The organism is Pseudomonas palmensis (assembly GCF_017848315.1).
GTDB lineage: Bacteria > Pseudomonadota > Gammaproteobacteria > Pseudomonadales > Pseudomonadaceae > Aquipseudomonas > Aquipseudomonas palmensis.
In genome coordinates this window covers 20,032-35,689 of sequence record NZ_JAFKEC010000032.1, presented here as the reverse complement: position 1 = coordinate 35,689, position 15,658 = coordinate 20,032, and the positions used below count along the sequence as shown (strand labels likewise).

Genomic DNA, 15,658 nt, shown 5'->3' with positions numbered 1-15,658 from the left:
TGTTGGGAGTTTCACACATGGCAGTTGCCTCCGGTGCCTATAAGAAAGCCCTAGAAGGCGATCAGCAACCTAAACAGGTGCTGGTCAAGATCGACCGGGTTACAAAGAAGTTCGACGAAACCGTAGCGGTGGACGATGTGTCCCTGGAGATCAAGAAGGGCGAGATCTTCGCGCTGCTCGGTGGCTCCGGCTCGGGCAAGTCCACCTTGCTGCGCATGCTGGCGGGGTTCGAGCGCCCGACCGAAGGGCGGATCTTCCTCGATGGCGTGGACATCACCGATATGCCGCCCTACGAGCGGCCGATCAACATGATGTTCCAGTCCTACGCGCTGTTCCCGCACATGAGCGTGGCCGACAACATCGCCTTCGGCCTCAAGCAGGACCGCATGAGCAAGGACGAGATCGAGGCGCGGGTGGCCGAGATGCTCAAGCTGGTGCACATGACCCAGTACGCCAAGCGCAAGCCGCACCAGCTCTCCGGTGGCCAGCGCCAGCGTGTGGCCCTGGCCCGTTCGCTGGCCAAGCGGCCCAAGCTGCTGCTGCTCGATGAGCCGATGGGCGCGCTGGACAAGAAACTGCGTTCGCAGATGCAGCTGGAACTGGTGGAGATCATCGAGCGCGTGGGCGTGACCTGCGTGATGGTGACCCACGACCAGGAAGAGGCCATGACCATGGCCCAGCGCATCGCGATCATGCACCTGGGCTGGATTGCCCAGATCGGCAGCCCCATCGATATCTACGAAACCCCCACCAGCCGCCTGGTGTGCGAGTTCATCGGCAACGTCAACCTGTTCGAAGGCGAAGTGGTCGAGGACGCCGAGGGCCACGCGCTGATCGCCAGCCCCGAGCTCGAGCGCAAGATCTACGTGGGCCACGGTGTGACCACCTCGGTCGAAGACAAGCGCATCACCTATGCGCTGCGTCCGGAAAAACTGCTGGTGACCACCGAGCAGCCGAGCTTCGAGTTCAACTGGTCCCACGGCAAGGTGCACGACATCGCCTACCTGGGTGGCCATTCGGTGTTCTACGTGGAGCTGCCAGGCGGCAAGATCGTGCAGTCGTTCGTCGCCAACGCCGAGCGCCAGGGCACCCGGCCGACCTGGGATGACCAGGTCTACGTGTGGTGGGAAGACGACAGCGGCGTGGTCCTGCGGTCATGACAGCGCGCAAGCTCAAGCGAGCGTTTCAGCGATTGATACCCGAAGGGCGTCACCTGGTGATCGGGGTGCCGTTCCTGTGGCTGTTCCTGTTCTTCATGCTGCCGTTCTTCATCGTGCTGAAGATCAGCTTTGCCGAAGCCGACGTGGCGATCCCGCCGTACACCGAGATCTTCACCTACCTCGAAGACAAGGTGCAGCTGGTACTCAACCTGGCCAACTATGGCCTGTTGACCGAGGACGAGCTGTACATCGCGGCCTACCTGGGCTCGTTGAAGATGGCCCTGATCAGCACGATCCTGTGCCTGGCGATCGGCTACCCGATGGCCTATGCCATCGCCAACGCGCGCAAGGAAATGCAGACCGTGTTGCTGCTGCTGATCATGATGCCGACCTGGACGGCGATCCTGATCCGCGTGTATGCGTGGATGGGCATCCTCAGCAACAACGGGCTGCTCAATGCCTTCCTGATGTGGCTGGGGCTGATCGATCAGCCGCTGCAGATCCTCAACACCAACCTGGCGGTGTATATCGGCGTGGTCTATTCGTACCTGCCGTTCATGATCCTGCCGCTCTACGCCAACCTGGTCAAACACGACCAGAGCCTGCTGGAAGCGGCGTCCGACCTGGGTTCGAGCACCTTCAACAGCTTCTGGAAAATCACCGTGCCGCTGTCCAAGAACGGCATCGTGGCCGGCTGCATGCTAGTGTTCATCCCGGTGGTGGGCGAGTTCGTGATCCCCGAGCTGCTGGGCGGCCCGGAAACCCTGATGATCGGCAAGGTGCTGTGGCAGGAATTCTTCAACAACCGTGACTGGCCGGTGGCATCCGCCCTGGCGGTGGTGATGCTGGCAATCCTGATCGTGCCCATCCTGCTGTTCAACCGCAGCCAGGCCAAAGAGATGGAGGGCAGGGCATGAAGCGTTTCAGTTTCTCCAAACTGATGTTGGTGGTAGGCCTGCTGTTCATCTACCTGCCCATGCTGATCCTGGTGATCTACTCGTTCAACGCCTCCAAGCTGGTGACGGTATGGGGGGGCTGGTCGGTGAAGTGGTACGTGGGCCTGCTCGACAACACCCAGCTGATGGGCTCGGTGATGCGCTCGCTGGAGATTGCCTGCTACACCGCGGTGGCCGCGGTGGCGCTGGGTACCCTGGCGGCGTTCGTACTGACCCGCGTGACCCGCTTCAAGGGGCGCACGCTGTTCGGTGGCCTGGTCACCGCACCGCTGGTAATGCCTGAGGTGATCACCGGTCTTTCGCTGTTGCTGCTGTTCGTGGCCATGGCGCAGATGATCGGTTGGCCGCAGGAGCGCGGCATCGTCACCATCTGGATCGCTCACACCACGTTCTGCGCCGCCTATGTGGCGGTGGTGGTGTCGGCTCGCCTGCGCGAGCTGGACCTGTCCATCGAAGAGGCGGCCATGGACCTGGGCGCGCGGCCGTGGAAGGTGTTCTTCCTGATCACCATCCCGATGATCGCGCCGTCGCTGGCGGCGGGCGGCATGATGTCGTTCGCACTGTCGCTGGACGACCTGGTGCTGGCCAGCTTCGTGTCCGGGCCGGGTTCGACCACCTTGCCGATGGAAGTGTTCTCGGCGGTGCGCCTGGGCGTGAAGCCGGAGATCAACGCGGTGGCCAGCCTGATCCTGCTCAGCGTGTCGCTGGTGACCTTCATGGTCTGGTACTTCAGCCGCCGTGCCGAAGAGCGCCGCAAGCGCGCGATCCAGCAAGCCATCGAAGAAAGCGCCGCGGACTCGTGGAAGCAGCCGGACGTGCGCCGCGCCACTGCGGCGCAGGTCTCGGCCTGATCTGAAAAAGTCATCGCGGTTCACGCCCGCTCCCACAGGTTTTGCGAACACCGCAGACCCCTGTGGGAGCGGGCGTGACCCGCGATGGGCTGCACAGCAGCCCTAGGGCACCAGCCGCAACGTCCCCTCGGTCTCCCCCGCCAACCCCATCAGCGCCCGCTGATACCTGCCGTCGATATAGTCCTGCGCCTGATCGGCATAGTGCCTGTCGAACACCACGCCGCTCTGCCCGAGCGGGTTGATGCTCAGCGCCGTCCCCGCATCGGCGAAATCGATCACGCGCCGCGTCGATGGCCCGTAGGTCACCGGCCACGGTGCCGGGCCGATTCTGGACGACAGGTTGTTCGGTACCTCATGCGCGCCCGGCGCCGCGAATGGCCCCACGTTGAACAGCAGGTTCAGCGGCTTCTGCGCACCCAGCGGGTGCCCGTGGGTCAACGTGTGCGCCTTGCCCCACTGCCAGTTCGCCGGGTCCTTGCCCAGGGTGGTGCGCAGGTGCGCCAGGGTGTTGTCCCAGGCCAGCTTGACCACCGTTTCGCGGTCACTGTGCGCGTTGCTGCCCTTGCGCGCCCACCACTGCGAATCCACGTCTGCGGCCAGGCGCGGCAGCAAGGTATCCACCATGCGCGTCGACAGCAGCGTCTCGAACCATTCGTCACCGAGCTCGTCATGGGTGGCGGCGCGGGCGAATTCGTACAGCAGCTGGTTGAACAGCGTGGCGCTGGTCGATTCCACCGGGTAGTCGCCGCGCCACGCGGCCAGTTGCTCGACCAGCTCGCGCTCGTGTACGTCGGTGACCACCTGGCGCAGTACCGACAGCAGCGGTGTGAGCAGGTGCGGGCCATAGGCTGTGGCCGTGTCCAGCTGCAATGCCTGGCTGTTGTGCAGGTCCCACTTCACGCCGGGCGAGGCCAGGTTGTTGTTGAGCTGGCGGCCGCGGTCCGGCGGGTTGTAGTAGCCGGGGATGACCATGCCGGTGGGCGCCACCGGCTGGAAGTTGGCCGAGACGATGTAGCCCGCGGCGGGGTTCTCCTGCTGCGGGTTGGCGCTGAACGGGTAGAAGCCGAGCTTGTCGGCCTGGGCCGTGCTGCCGTCGAGAATGAACGCCGGGTTCACCCCATCCGGACGGATCGGCAACTGCGCTGCCGCCCACCAGCCGATATCGCCCAGTGCGTTGGCCCATACCAGGTTGATGCCGGGGGCGTGGATCTTGGCGGCGGCCGCACGCATCCTGTCCAGGGTGTTGGCGCGGTTGATGTCGTAGAAGGCTTCCAGGATCGGGTTCTCGGTTTCCAGGAATGCCCACCACATCGCGATCGGCGTGCCGTTTTCATGCCCACTGACGGCGGGGTTGATGATCGGCCCGTGCGGCGAGCGGCGCAGGGTGAGGGTGAGCGGGTCTTCCCCCTTGATCCGGACCTGCTGCTGGGTGGAGGTGAGGTCGTGCCACTGGCCGTGGATCTTCACCTGTTCGGGATTGTCCGGGTTGACCTGCTCGGCGATCAGGTCGAGGTCGTCGTTCTGGAACATGGTCAGGCTCCAGCCGAACTCGCGGTTGTGTCCCAGCGAGGCGAACGGATTCAGCGCCTGGTGGTAGCCGTACAGGTGAAAGCCCGGCGCCGACAGTTCGGCCTCGTACCACACCGACGGCACCGAGAAGCGAATATGCGGGTCGCCCGCCAGCAGCGGCTTGCCACTGGCGGTGAGCCTGCCGCTGACGGCCCAGGCGTTGCTGCCCTCGAATTGCGGCAGGCCCGCATCGCCCAGCGCCTGGTGGCTGACCTGGGCGATGCGGCCCAGGCTGCGCCAGTCGGCGGCAGCCAGGTGTGGCGGGGTCTGCACCGCGCCTTCGGGGTCCCAACCCAGGTCGAAGTCGCTGAGGTAGTACTTGCCCAGGTGATCGCGCACGTAGGTCAGCAGCGGCTCGGTACGAAACGCGGCGGCGAAGCTGTAGGCCATGAACCCTGCGATGCTCAGGGTGTCCTCGGCGGTGAACGGGCGCGGTGTGATGCCCAGCACATCGAACTCCACGGGCCTGGGGTGCGAGTCCTGCCAGGCGTTCACGCCCTCCAGGTAGGCTTGCAGGGCCAGCCAGGCCGGGGATTGCCTGTCCTGGCGGGCGACCATGCTGCGCGCCTGCTCGGCAATGCGCAGGCTGCGGAACAGGGTGTCGGTCTCCACCAGCCTGGGGCCCAGTACCTCGGCCAGTTCGCCATTGGCCAGGCGCCGGGTGATTTCCATCTGGAACAGGCGGTCCTGGGCGTGCACGTAGCCCAGTGCGCGGTACAGGTCGGTTTCGTTCTGCGCCTGGATGTGCGGTACGCCGCGCTGGTCGTAGCGCACGCTCACCGGCGCCTGCAGGCCGGCCACGGTGACTTCGCCGGTGCGTTGCGGCAACTTGCTGTGGGCATACCAGTAGCCGCCGCCGGCGACGGCGGCGATGAGCACCGCAAGAAGGGTAAGGCTGCGTTTCATCGGGGCTCCTTGTGCGAGGATCGTTCCTTGCCCTGGCCGGTCAGATGTTCGGCACAGGATAGACCCTGCAACTTAACCCATCCCAGGAAGCCACGGTCCGATGAACCTCAGTGAAAAGCAGAAAATGCTCGCCGGCCAGCTCTATCATGCCGGCTGTCCCGAGCTGCAGGCCGAGCAGATCGCCAACAAGCACTGGATGTACCGCTACAACCATTCCCCCGAACTGCTCAACGAGCAGCGTCATGCCCTGCTGGTCGAGCACTTCGCCAAGGTGGGGGCAGGCGCGGTGATCCGGCCGCCGTTTCATTGCGACTACGGCTACAACATCACGCTGGGCGCCAACGTGTTCGTCAACTTCAACTGCGTGATCCTCGACGTGGTGCAGGTGCACATCGGCGATGACTGCCAGATCGGCCCCGGTGTGCAGATCCTCACCGCCGACCATCCGCGCGATCCGGCCATCCGCCGTTCGGGGCTGGAGAGCGGGCGCCCGGTGAACATCGGCAGCAACGTGTGGATCGGTGCCGGTGCGCTGATTCTGCCAGGGGTGAGCATTGGTGATGATGCGATCATCGGCGCGGGCGCAGTGGTGACCCGCGATGTGCCGGCGGGGGCGACAGCGATGGGCAATCCGGCACGGGTACGCTAGCCGGCCCAGGGGCAATAGCAGCCCACCGCCAGGGTGTGGGTGGCGTTCACGCTGCGGCCCTGGGTGAGGGCCAGCAGAATGGGCTCGATGAAGCTGTTGCTCGAATTGCACGTGGCACCCTCGCTGTAGGGGCCGAAGTAGGCGAGCTGGCCGTTGCGGTCCCAGATCGCTACCGCAGGGCTTGCCGGCAGGTGCTCGGCGCCGGGCAGATCGGCCAGTGGCTTGAGCGCGCCGAGGGTGGCGGGCAGTTGGCCGTGGGTACCGGGCTTTTGCACCACGTAGAACTCCACGCCCTGGGCGGCGAAGTGCTCGGTCAGCTCGGCCAGGTGCTGCTGGTTGCCGACGTTGCAGGGGCAGGCCGGGTCCCAGAAGTGCACCAGGCGGACGGGGCCGGGGCCGGCGATGTCTTCTGGCAGGCGCAGAGTGTCGCCGGCGAACAGTGCGGTGTGGTTGTCGAAGGGGCGCAGGTAGCGGCCCTGGAAGCTGTCGTAGGCCCACCACAGGCCGGCGGCGCAGAGGAGCAGGGTGAGGCCGGTGAGCAGGTGGCGGGGCATCGGGGGTACCATTTCCGGAAAGGGGTGTATCTTTTCGCCGGCAAGGCCGGCGCCTACGGGCGAGGGGGCGGCACAGGCAACAAAAAAGTCCCCCAGCTTGCCACGCCGTTCGCAACAGATGAATATCACAGGTCAATCCTTTGCCCCGTTGTTGGTAACTTCCATGCCCGCGTCATTCCAGCCCGACTCCCTGCGTGCCAGCCTGCAACCGCTGGCCGCGCGTCAGCCGTTGTCGACCCAGGCGCAGGCGTACCGGCATTTCTACAGCCTGGACATCCCCGGCGTCGACAGCTGGCTGGGGCGCTTCGACACCGCAGGCTTCGAGCTGGTCGCCCAGGTCTGGGTGCCCGCCGCGCCTGTGGCGACGCTGGTACTGCTGCACGGTTTCTACGACCACATGGGCCTCTACCGCCACGCCATCGAATGGGCCCTGGCCCGACAGTTCGCGGTCATCGCCTGCGACCTGCCGGGTCATGGGCTGTCCAGCGGCGAGCGCGCCAGCATCGATGACTTTGCGGTGTATCAGGACGTGCTGCAGGCGCTGTTCGAGCAGGGCCAGGCGCTGAACCTGCCGCAACCCTGGCACCTGTGCGGGCAGAGCACCGGCGGCGCCATCCTGGTCGACCACCTGCTGCACCACGGCGCGCACAGCCCGGCTCAGGGCCAGGTGATCCTGCTGGCGCCGCTGGTACGCCCGCGTGCGTGGCGCTGGTCGAAATTCAGCTATCAGGTGCTGCGCCACTTCGTCACCGGCATCGAGCGGCGCTTCAGCGACAACAGCAACGACCCGACCTTTTTGCCGTTCCTGCAGGCCGACCCGCTGCAGCCGCGGCGCCTGCCCACCGCCTGGGTCGGGGCGCTGATGGCGTGGGTCAAACGTATCGAGGTGGCGCCATGCAGCCCGCGCCAGCCGCTGATCGTGCAGGGGCAGGCCGACATGACTGTGGACTGGCCGTACAACCTTGAGGTGCTCAAGGCCAAGTTCGCCGAACCGCAGATTCTGCTGATGCCCGAAGCCCGCCACCACCTGGTCAACGAGCTGCCGGCAATACGCCGAGACTACTTTGCCTTCATCGGCCAGCGCCTGGGCTGATCACTGCAGGTCGGAGGTGCTCTGACCGACCGCCAGGCCAGCCCGGATTGCGGCCAGGGCGGCGGCATAGTACGCCTTGCCTTCGGGCGATTCGGCAAAGCTTGCAAAGGCATCGAGTTCGGCATCCGACAGCCCGCGATACACATACAGCAGGGTGTTGTTCAGGTCGGCCTCGATCTGCTGCATCAGGCGCTGGCGCTGCCCGTCGAGCAGGCCCTGGGCCTGGCTGCCACCGAGCAGGCCGGGGATCATCTGGCTCAGGCTGTCGGCCGCCACACCGGCAATCGCCAGGCTGACCTCGGCACCGGCCTCGCGGGCCGGCAGGGCCTGGGCCAGGTGGCCGATGATCAGCAGGCGGCTGTCGCTGGCCTCGATCTTGGGCAGGCCCTTGGCATTCTTGGCCAACTGGTCACGGCGGGTGGCCAGCAGCTCGGCCGCCACGATCTTGCGCCCCAGGGGGGATTGAAAAAACGCCAGCGCAGGCTTGGGGTCGCTGAGGTTGACGCGCAACTGGGCTTCGGCGCGGCGGTCGACGGCGGTGGGTTCGAAACGCTGGTTGCTGTTGTTCACCAGGGCCTGGAAGACTGCAGGCGGCAGGCTGCTACGATAGCGCTGCTGGGCGGCATCGAGGGCATCGGTGAAGTGGGCGCGCTGCTCCGGCCACCCGGCAACCTTGTACAGTTGGTCGTGGGTATCTGCCAGGACAGGCGTGGTGCAGATCATCAACAGCAGAAAAAACAAACGGCGCATTCAGGACTCCTGTCGGCAGGCCGCTATTGTCCGTGGCCCGGCGGGGCTTTGTCGAGACGCCAATGCACACTCTCGGCCAAGTGGCGCTGTCGGTTTTGCTGGCGGCTCGATACTATGCGCGGCATGCAGATATCCCTTGATCACCCCTTGCTGTCGCGCATCGTCGACGACCTGGCCACCCGTGGCTGGTCGCAGCACGACCTGTTCCTGCCGGCCCCGCTGACGCGGGCACTGGCGGCCGAGTGCCGCCGCCGCGCCGCCGAAGGTGAACTGGCCCCTGCGGGGGTCGGGCGAGGGCCCGCGCAGGAAGTACGCGAAGGTATTCGCAACGACCATATCCAGTGGCTCGAACCCGGTGACTCGGACGCCTGCGACCAGTACCTGGGGTTGATGGACGGCCTGCGCGAAGCGATGAACCGCGGCCTGTTCCTGGGCCTGGAAGACTTCGAGTGCCACTTCGCCCTGTACCCGCCCGGCGGCTTCTACCGCAAGCACCTGGACCGCTTTCGCGACGACGACCGGCGCATGGTCTCGTCGGTGATCTACCTCAACGAAGACTGGCTGCCCGAACATGGCGGGCAGTTGCGCATGACCCTCAAGGACAATGTGGAACACGATGTGCAGCCGACCGGCGGTTGCCTGGTGGTGTTCCTCTCCGGCGAGATCCCCCACGAAGTGCTGCCGGCCAACCGCGAGCGGTTGTCGCTCACCGGCTGGTTCCGTCGGCGCGGCAACGAGCCCTTCTAGCATGCATAAGGTTCTGGTCAGCGCCTGCCTGCTGGGGCAGCCGGTGCGCTATGACGGTCGCGCCAGCGGGCATCCGGATGTGCTCCAGGGCTGGCAGCGGGAGGGTCGCGTGGTGCCGTTGTGCCCCGAGGTCGCCGGCGGCCTGCCGACCCCGCGGCCACCTGCGGAAATTCCCGGTGGGCAGGGCAGTGCGGTGCTGGAAGGCCAGGCCCGGGTGGTGACGGTAGCCGGCGAGGACGTGACCGCGCCGTTCGTGCAGGGCGCGCACCTGGCGCTGGCACTGGTGCAGCGCCACGCCATAAGGGTGGCCGTGCTCAAGTCGGGCAGCCCGTCCTGTGGCAACCGGCTGACCTATGACGGTACGTTCAGCGGCACCAGGGTGGAAGGTGAGGGTGTGACCACGGCGCTGTTGCGCCGGGCCGGGGTGCAGGTGTTCAGCGAACTGGAGCTGGACGCGGCCGTGCAGGCCCTGGGGGCCCTCGACGCTTAAGGTGCGTCGGTGTCCACGGCAGCATCCGCCGCTTCGGTGTGGGTCTGGGCCTGGGGCTCGACAGCGGGCCGCGCCGCCTGCTGCGCCAGCTCGGTCATGCGCCCGTTGTCCTTGATGCGCTGCAGGGCGGCGTTCAAGGCTTTCTCGAAGGCCGGGTTGTCCTTCTGGAAGGGCATCACATAGCGTTTGTCGTCGTCACCGTCGGTATAGGGTTCGCTGACACCCAGGCGCTGCTTGAGCTCGGGGCTGGCGGTGATCTGGTCCAGGGCGATGTCGTAACGGCCGCTTTCCACACCGTCCAGCAACTCGTCATGGTCGACGGGCACGAACTCCACCCCTACATCCAGCTCCTTGGCCAGCGCCTGGCCCAGCCCGATCTCGAAGCCGGTCCACTGGCCTTGCTTGCGGATATTGGTCGAGGAATCGGCGCTGATCGCGATACGCAGTTCATTTCGATCGTTGACCTCGTCGATCAGCTCGGCATGGGCCAACGGGGTCAGCAGGGCCGTGAGCAGTACCCCAATAGTCAAACGCATCTAAGCCCCTTTCCTGGTCTTTGGCAGTGAGTCCGGTCGCCGCGACTTTTTGTGTGTGTCGCGGTCGAACAGTGTCTAGGACCGCACTTGGCCGAGGATGTTAGATGCCAGGGAAGATTTTTCCGTGGCGTTTTTTAAAGCTTGCCTTGGCGCAATTGATCTATCGTAATGAACCGTTGCCCTGGTATTCAGGGGTAAGGGTTACCGAAGTAAATCACAGGAGAAGTGAATGAAAAGCCTATTTTCGCGTGCTGCCGTCGCTGGTTTGTTGATGGGCGTGTCCGCGCTGGCCGCCGCCGAAGGCCTGGTGAGCCAGGCACCACCCAAGGATGCCAAGGTATTCATCGTTTCCCCGGCCGATGGCGCCACCGTCGACAAGACCTTCACCGTCAAGTTTGGCATCGAAGGCATGGAACTCAAGCCGGCCGGCGACGCCACCCCGCATAGCGGCCATCATCACCTGCTGGTGGACGTCGACAAGGCGCCGGCTGCCGACCAGGTGCTGCCCACCAGCCTGATGCCGGAAAACGGCCAGCCGCTGCCCGCCGGCCCGCAGGTACTGCACTTTGGCAAGGCGCAGACCGAAACCCAGCTGACCCTGACCCCTGGCAAGCACACCCTGCAACTGGTGCTGGGCGACAAGTTCCACGTGCCGTTCAAGCCAAGCGTGGAATCGAAGAAGATTACCGTGACCGTGAAGTAAAACGCGGGCATGAAAAAAGGCGACCCGAGGGTCGCCTTTTTCATTTGGATCGGCGTTGCCGGCGAAGCGTTTAGAACAGCACGCGCGAACGGATGGTGCCGTTGATGTGCTGCAGCTTCTCTTGCGCCAGGTCCGAGTACTCGGCATCGACGTCGATCACCACGTAGCCGACCTTCTCGTTGGTCTGCAGGAACTGACCGGAGATGTTGATCGAGTTTTCCGCGAACACCTTGTTGATCTCGCTGAGCACGCCCGGAATGTTCTGGTGGATGTGCAGCAGGCGGTGCTTGCCCGGGTGCGCCGGCAGGGCCACTTCAGGGAAGTTGACCGACGACACGGAGGTACCGTTGTCGCTGTACTTGACCAGCTTCTCGGCCACTTCCAGGCCGATGTTGGCCTGGGCCTCGGCGGTGGAACCACCGATGTGCGGGGTCAGGATCACGTTGTCCAGGCCACGCAGCGGGCTTTCGAACTGCTCGTCGTTGGAGCGCGGCTCTACCGGGAACACGTCGATGGCGGCGCCGATCAGGTGCTTGTCCTTGATCGCGGCGGCCAGGTGGTCCAGTTCGACCACGGTGCCACGGGCGGCGTTGATCAGGATCGCGCCCTTTTTCATCGCGCGGATTTCCTTCTCGCCGATCATCCACTGGGTGGATGGCAGCTCAGGAACGTGCAGCGAGACGATGTCGGCCAGGCCCAGCAGCTCGTGCAGGCTGGCGACCTGGGTCGCGTTGCCCAGCGGCAGCTTGGTCAGCGGGTCGAAGAAGAACACCTGCATGCCCAGGCTTTCGGCCAGTACCGACAGCTGGGTGCCGATCGAGCCGTAGCCGACGATGCCCAGCTTCTTGCCACGGATCTCGAAGGAGTTGGCCGCGCTCTTGATCCAGCCGCCACGGTGGCAGGAAGCGTTCTTCTCGGGGATACCGCGCAGCAGCAGGATCGCTTCGGCCAGTACCAGCTCGGCAACCGAACGGGTGTTGGAGTAAGGCGCGTTGAACACGGCGATGCCGCGCTCGCGAGCGGCGTCCAGGTCGACCTGGTTGGTGCCGATGCAGAAACAGCCGACAGCGACCAGTTTCTTGGCGCAGTCGAAGACCTCTTCGGTCAGCTGGGTGCGAGAGCGAATGCCGATGAAGTGGGCATCGGCGATCTTTTCCTTCAGTTGCGCATCCGGCAGGGAGCCGGTGAGGTATTCGATGTTGCTGTACCCGGCGGCCTTGAGGACGTCCACGGCGGATTGGTGGACGCCTTCGAGGAGAAGGAACTTGATCTTGCTCTTATCGAGAGAAGTCTTGCTCATCTGCGTAAACCTGTGTCCCGGAGAAAAATGGCAGGGAAAGAAGCGCTCGCAGCATCGGCTTTCGGCACGATCTGCGGGGGTGCGTATGCTAGCATAGGCACCCCTGTTTACGCCCATCCCTGGCACGTGAAACGTGCTCAGGGTGACCATGAATTGTTCGAGAGTTCTGTAGATGACCGATCGTGCGCTGTTGGATGAGCTGATGACCCTGGTTGAGCCTGGAAAGGTCCTGACCGACGCTGCTTCACTTGATGCGTACGGCAAGGACTGGACCAAGCATTTTGCTCCAGCCCCCCTGGCCATCGTGTTCCCCAAGAGCACCGAACAGGTTCAGGCCATCGTGCGCTGGGCCAACCAGCGCCAGGTCGCCCTGGTGCCGTCGGGCGGGCGCACCGGCCTGTCGGCTGCCGCAGTAGCCGCCAATGGCGAAGTGGTGGTGGCGTTCGACTACATGAACCAGATTCTCGACTTCAACGAATTCGACCGCAGCGTGGTGTGCCAGCCTGGCGTGATCACCGAGCAGCTGCAGAATTTTGCCGAGGACAAGGGCCTGTACTACCCGGTCGACTTCGCGTCGGCAGGATCCAGCCAGATTGGCGGCAATATCGGCACCAATGCCGGCGGTATCAAGGTGATTCGCTACGGCATGACCCGCAACTGGGTAGCTGGCCTCAAGGTCGTGACCGGCAAGGGCGACCTGCTCGAGCTGAACAAGGACCTGATCAAGAACGCCACCGGCTACGACCTGCGCCAGCTGTTCATCGGCGCCGAAGGTACCCTGGGCTTCGTGGTCGAGGCCACCATGCGCCTGGACCGGGCACCCAACAACCTCACCGCGATGGTGCTGGGCACGCCTGATTTCGACTCCATCATGCCGGTGCTGCACGCCTTCCGTGGCAAGCTCGACCTGACCGCCTTCGAATTTCTCTCCGACAAGGCCCTGGCCAAGGTGCTGGGCCGCGGTGACGTGCCTGCGCCGTTCGAGACCAATTGCCCGTTCTACGCGCTGCTGGAATTCGAAGCCAGCACCGAGGAAGTGGCCAACGAAGCCCTGGCCACCTTCGAGCACTGCGTCGAGCAGGGCTGGGTACTGGACGGCGTGATGAGCCAGAGCCAGCAGCAACTGCAGAACCTGTGGAAGCTGCGCGAGTACATCTCCGAGACCATCTCGCACTGGACCCCGTACAAGAACGACATTTCGGTAACCGTGTCGAAGGTGCCGGCGTTCCTCAAGGATATCGACGCGATCGTCGCCGAACGCTACCCCGACTTCGAGGTGGTGTGGTACGGCCACATCGGCGACGGCAACCTGCACCTGAACATCCTCAAGCCCGACGACATGAGCAAGGACGAGTTCTTCTCCCGTTGCGCGGTGGTCAACAAGCAGGTGTTCGAGACGGTAGAGAAGTACAACGGCTCGATTTCGGCCGAACACGGCGTGGGCATGACCAAGCGTGACTACCTGACCTACAGCCGTTCGCCGGTCGAGATCGAGTACATGAAGGCAGTGAAGGCGGTGTTCGACCCCAACGGGATCATGAACCCGGGCAAGATCTTCGCCGTCGAGTGAACCCCGCAGCGCCAATAACATCGTTCCAGGAGTCGGCAATGAACTATCAGCACCAGTATGTAGACGGCACGCGTACTCATCTGCCGGTGGGCAAGGTGGTGTGCATCGGTCGCAACTACGCCGAGCACGCCAAAGAGCTGGACAACCCGATTCCGACCGAGCCGCTGCTGTTCATCAAGCCGGGCAGTTGCGTGGTATCGCTGGAAGGCGGGTTCAAGATCCCGGCCGAGCGTGGCTCGGTGCACTACGAGGCGGAAATCGCGGTGCTGCTGGGCAAGTCGCTGTCGCCGGCGCCTACCGAAGAAGAAGTGCTCGACGCCATCTCCGGCTTCGCCCCGGCACTGGACCTGACCCTGCGTGACCTGCAGGCGCAGCTCAAGGAAAAGGGCCTGCCCTGGGAGCGCGCCAAGTGCTTCGACGGCGCCTGCGTGCTGACGCCCTTCGTGGTTGGCAGCACATTCGAGGACCTGGCCGATATCGGCATTCGCCTGAGCATCAACGGCGAGGTGCGCCAGGACGGCAACAGCGCGCTGATGCTCAACCCGATCGTGCCGATGATCCAGCACATGGCCTCGCAGTTCGCGCTGCAGGCGGGTGACGTGATCCTCACCGGTACGCCGGCCGGCGTCGGGCCGCTGAGCGCTGGCGATGAGCTGGTGCTGGAACTGCCCGGTGTGAGCCGTTTCGAGGGCAGCGTTCGCTGACCTGCCCCGGGTGGCAGTCGATAGCCGACTGCCACCTTTTCCCCGGCCTTTGATCGGGCGTTGCCGTTTTTTTCACAAATGATCCGGATAATCCCCGCGAATCAACCTTGTGAACGTGCCTGCGTGTTGCGTGCCAGGCTAAAAAAACAACGGGAATACCTGATGGCCACACCTTATCCTTCCAGCGGTTCGCTCCCTCCTGTGCGCAAGCGTCGCCTCCTGTTGCGCTGGTCTACCTGGCTGGTGACGGCTGCGGTGATCGGCTATGGCGTGGCCATCGCCATGCACTGGGACGACCGTGGCCTGCTGTGGCTGCAGGAGCGTTTCGAGTCGGTGAGCGAACAGCAGGCCAGTATCTGGCTGCCGGGCTATACGGTCGATATCGACGCCAAGGTGCTGCCGGGCATGGAGGACGACGAGGCCTCCGACCTGGCCTACGACCCCCAGCGCAAGACCCTGTTCGCCGTCATGGGCAAGAACCCGTTCCTGGTCGAGCTGACCCTGGACGGCGATGTGCTGCGCAAGCTGCCACTTCACGGCTGGAGCAACCCCGAGGGGGTTGCGGTGCTGGCGGACGGGCGGTTGGCCATTGTCGACGAGCGTGATCACACCATGACCATCGTCAGCCTGGACGACAGCACCCAGGCACTGAACATCAAGGATTTCACGCAATACGACCTGGGCCCTTCGGCCAATCAGAACAAGGCCTTCGAGGCGATTGCCTGGGACCCGCGCAACCAGCGCCTCGTGCTGGGCGAGGAGCGTCCGCCGCGGCTGTTCACCTGGCGCACCGACGGCCGTTCGCCGCTGACCGGCGACAAGCAGCCGCTGCCCAGTGACGAGCTGGACCTGCGCAACCTCTCGGCGCTGGGGGTCGACCCGCGTACCGGGCACATGCTGGTGCTGTCGGCCGACTCGAACATGCTGCTGGAGCTGGACGAGCGGGGCGAGCAGGTCAGCTTCATGACCCTGCTCGGCGGTTTCAACGGCCTGAAAAAGCGCATCCCTCGCGCCGAGGGCGTGGCCATGGACGACCAGGGCACCCTGTACATCGTCAGTGAGCCGAACCTGTTCTACCGCTTTCGCAAGCAGTGACTCCCGCATAGTGGCATTAAGCTTC

The 15,658-nt window shown here is 64.5% G+C and carries 16 protein-coding genes; 11 read left to right on the top strand and 5 right to left on the bottom strand.

Features of this window, described 5'->3' with window-relative positions; all coding sequences use genetic code 11:
* The first annotated feature begins 17 nt into the window (after window positions 1–17).
* The 3 genes from JZZ72_RS17010 to JZZ72_RS17000 are packed head-to-tail and all read left to right on the top strand — an operon-like array spanning window position 18 to window position 2,967.
* Window positions 18–1,160 (top strand): ABC transporter ATP-binding protein, encoded by a 1,143-nt coding sequence (locus JZZ72_RS17010; RefSeq protein WP_043863428.1) that lies wholly within the window; start codon window positions 18–20, stop codon window positions 1,158–1,160.
* 35 nt (window positions 1,161–1,195) lie between these two features.
* Window positions 1,196–2,077, top strand: a complete 882-nt coding sequence (locus JZZ72_RS17005) for an ABC transporter permease subunit (RefSeq protein ID WP_173925095.1) — start codon at window positions 1,196–1,198, stop codon at window positions 2,075–2,077.
* On the top strand, window positions 2,074–2,967 hold the full coding sequence (locus JZZ72_RS17000; protein WP_043863430.1) for an ABC transporter permease subunit: 894 nt from the start codon (window positions 2,074–2,076) through the stop codon (window positions 2,965–2,967). The genes JZZ72_RS17005 and JZZ72_RS17000 overlap by 4 nt, the downstream gene beginning before the upstream one ends.
* Before the next feature lie 102 nt (window positions 2,968–3,069).
* On the opposite strand, the gene JZZ72_RS16995 is transcribed toward JZZ72_RS17000, so the two are convergent.
* Entirely contained in the window at window positions 3,070–5,442 is a 2,373-nt protein-coding gene (locus JZZ72_RS16995; RefSeq protein ID WP_210014748.1) for a penicillin acylase family protein, read from the bottom strand.
* Window positions 5,443–5,542: 100 nt separating this feature from the next.
* Here JZZ72_RS16995 and JZZ72_RS16990 point away from each other — a divergent pair, with 100 nt between their 5' ends.
* A complete protein-coding gene (locus tag JZZ72_RS16990) occupies window positions 5,543–6,091 on the top strand; it encodes a sugar O-acetyltransferase (RefSeq protein ID WP_043863432.1) in 549 nt (182 codons plus the stop codon).
* On the opposite strand, the gene JZZ72_RS16985 is transcribed toward JZZ72_RS16990, so the two are convergent.
* Window positions 6,088–6,645 (bottom strand): DUF6436 domain-containing protein, encoded by a 558-nt coding sequence (locus tag JZZ72_RS16985; RefSeq protein WP_043863433.1) that lies wholly within the window; start codon window positions 6,643–6,645, stop codon window positions 6,088–6,090. The genes JZZ72_RS16990 and JZZ72_RS16985 overlap by 4 nt on opposite strands.
* Before the next feature lie 163 nt (window positions 6,646–6,808).
* On the opposite strand from JZZ72_RS16985, the gene JZZ72_RS16980 reads away from it, so the two are divergent.
* Window positions 6,809–7,738: a phospholipase BipL gene (locus JZZ72_RS16980; RefSeq protein WP_210014747.1), complete on the top strand. Its 930-nt coding sequence runs from the start codon at window positions 6,809–6,811 to the stop codon at window positions 7,736–7,738.
* On the opposite strand, the gene JZZ72_RS16975 is transcribed toward JZZ72_RS16980, so the two are convergent.
* Window positions 7,739–8,488, bottom strand: a complete 750-nt coding sequence (locus JZZ72_RS16975; RefSeq protein WP_210014746.1) for a DUF2059 domain-containing protein — start codon at window positions 8,486–8,488, stop codon at window positions 7,739–7,741. It lies immediately after the preceding gene.
* Window positions 8,489–8,602: 114 nt separating this feature from the next.
* On the opposite strand from JZZ72_RS16975, the gene JZZ72_RS16970 reads away from it, so the two are divergent.
* A complete protein-coding gene (locus JZZ72_RS16970) occupies window positions 8,603–9,235 on the top strand; it encodes a 2OG-Fe(II) oxygenase (RefSeq protein WP_210014745.1) in 633 nt (210 codons plus the stop codon).
* Between the two features lies 1 nt (window position 9,236).
* Complete coding sequence (locus tag JZZ72_RS16965; RefSeq protein ID WP_100634264.1) at window positions 9,237–9,725, top strand: DUF523 domain-containing protein; 489 nt, start codon at window positions 9,237–9,239, stop codon at window positions 9,723–9,725.
* Here JZZ72_RS16965 and JZZ72_RS16960 read toward each other — a convergent pair.
* Window positions 9,722–10,261 carry a transporter substrate-binding domain-containing protein gene (locus JZZ72_RS16960; RefSeq protein WP_043863438.1) on the bottom strand — a complete coding sequence of 180 codons (540 nt, stop codon included), beginning with the start codon at window positions 10,259–10,261 and terminating at the stop codon, window positions 9,722–9,724. The two genes, JZZ72_RS16965 and JZZ72_RS16960, sit on opposite strands and share 4 nt — an antisense overlap.
* Before the next feature lie 229 nt (window positions 10,262–10,490).
* Here JZZ72_RS16960 and JZZ72_RS16955 point away from each other — a divergent pair, with 229 nt between their 5' ends.
* The gene (locus tag JZZ72_RS16955) at window positions 10,491–10,964 is read left to right on the top strand and encodes a DUF4399 domain-containing protein (protein ID WP_058541763.1); all 474 of its coding nucleotides are present in this window, start codon (window positions 10,491–10,493) and stop codon (window positions 10,962–10,964) included.
* A 70-nt stretch (window positions 10,965–11,034) separates the two neighbouring features.
* On the opposite strand, the gene serA is transcribed toward JZZ72_RS16955, so the two are convergent.
* On the bottom strand, window positions 11,035–12,264 hold the full coding sequence (serA, locus tag JZZ72_RS16950; RefSeq protein ID WP_043863440.1) for a phosphoglycerate dehydrogenase: 1,230 nt from the start codon (window positions 12,262–12,264) through the stop codon (window positions 11,035–11,037).
* Window positions 12,265–12,436: 172 nt separating this feature from the next.
* On the opposite strand from serA, the gene JZZ72_RS16945 reads away from it, so the two are divergent.
* From JZZ72_RS16945 to JZZ72_RS16935, 3 genes are all read left to right on the top strand, one after another.
* Entirely contained in the window at window positions 12,437–13,834 is a 1,398-nt protein-coding gene (locus tag JZZ72_RS16945) for an FAD-binding oxidoreductase (RefSeq protein ID WP_088514629.1), read from the top strand.
* Window positions 13,835–13,872: 38 nt separating this feature from the next.
* A complete protein-coding gene (locus JZZ72_RS16940; protein WP_043863442.1) occupies window positions 13,873–14,538 on the top strand; it encodes a fumarylacetoacetate hydrolase family protein in 666 nt (221 codons plus the stop codon).
* 162 nt (window positions 14,539–14,700) lie between these two features.
* Complete coding sequence (locus tag JZZ72_RS16935) at window positions 14,701–15,633, top strand: SdiA-regulated domain-containing protein (protein WP_043863443.1); 933 nt, start codon at window positions 14,701–14,703, stop codon at window positions 15,631–15,633.
* Window positions 15,634–15,658: the final 25 nt, after the last annotated feature.

Excerpts from the sequence above, each read along its gene's own strand:
- JZZ72_RS16985 (WP_043863433.1), bottom strand. The coding sequence starts at position 6,645 with ATGCCCCGCCACCTGCTCACCGGCCTCACCCTGCTCCTCTGCGCCGCC.
- JZZ72_RS16965 (WP_100634264.1), top strand. The coding sequence starts at position 9,237 with ATGCATAAGGTTCTGGTCAGCGCCTGCCTGCTGGGGCAGCCGGTGCGC.
- JZZ72_RS16955 (WP_058541763.1), top strand. The coding sequence starts at position 10,491 with ATGAAAAGCCTATTTTCGCGTGCTGCCGTCGCTGGTTTGTTGATGGGC.
- JZZ72_RS17000 (WP_043863430.1), top strand. The coding sequence starts at position 2,074 with ATGAAGCGTTTCAGTTTCTCCAAACTGATGTTGGTGGTAGGCCTGCTG.
- JZZ72_RS16995 (WP_210014748.1), bottom strand. The coding sequence starts at position 5,442 with ATGAAACGCAGCCTTACCCTTCTTGCGGTGCTCATCGCCGCCGTCGCC.
- JZZ72_RS17010 (WP_043863428.1), top strand. The coding sequence starts at position 18 with ATGGCAGTTGCCTCCGGTGCCTATAAGAAAGCCCTAGAAGGCGATCAG.
- JZZ72_RS16935 (WP_043863443.1), top strand. The coding sequence starts at position 14,701 with ATGGCCACACCTTATCCTTCCAGCGGTTCGCTCCCTCCTGTGCGCAAG.
- JZZ72_RS16945 (WP_088514629.1), top strand. The coding sequence starts at position 12,437 with ATGACCGATCGTGCGCTGTTGGATGAGCTGATGACCCTGGTTGAGCCT.
- JZZ72_RS16975 (WP_210014746.1), bottom strand. The coding sequence starts at position 8,488 with ATGCGCCGTTTGTTTTTTCTGCTGTTGATGATCTGCACCACGCCTGTC.
- JZZ72_RS16940 (WP_043863442.1), top strand. The coding sequence starts at position 13,873 with ATGAACTATCAGCACCAGTATGTAGACGGCACGCGTACTCATCTGCCG.
- JZZ72_RS16980 (WP_210014747.1), top strand. The coding sequence starts at position 6,809 with ATGCCCGCGTCATTCCAGCCCGACTCCCTGCGTGCCAGCCTGCAACCG.
- JZZ72_RS16960 (WP_043863438.1), bottom strand. The coding sequence starts at position 10,261 with ATGCGTTTGACTATTGGGGTACTGCTCACGGCCCTGCTGACCCCGTTG.
- JZZ72_RS16990 (WP_043863432.1), top strand. The coding sequence starts at position 5,543 with ATGAACCTCAGTGAAAAGCAGAAAATGCTCGCCGGCCAGCTCTATCAT.
- serA (WP_043863440.1), bottom strand. The coding sequence starts at position 12,264 with ATGAGCAAGACTTCTCTCGATAAGAGCAAGATCAAGTTCCTTCTCCTC.
- JZZ72_RS16970 (WP_210014745.1), top strand. The coding sequence starts at position 8,603 with ATGCGCGGCATGCAGATATCCCTTGATCACCCCTTGCTGTCGCGCATC.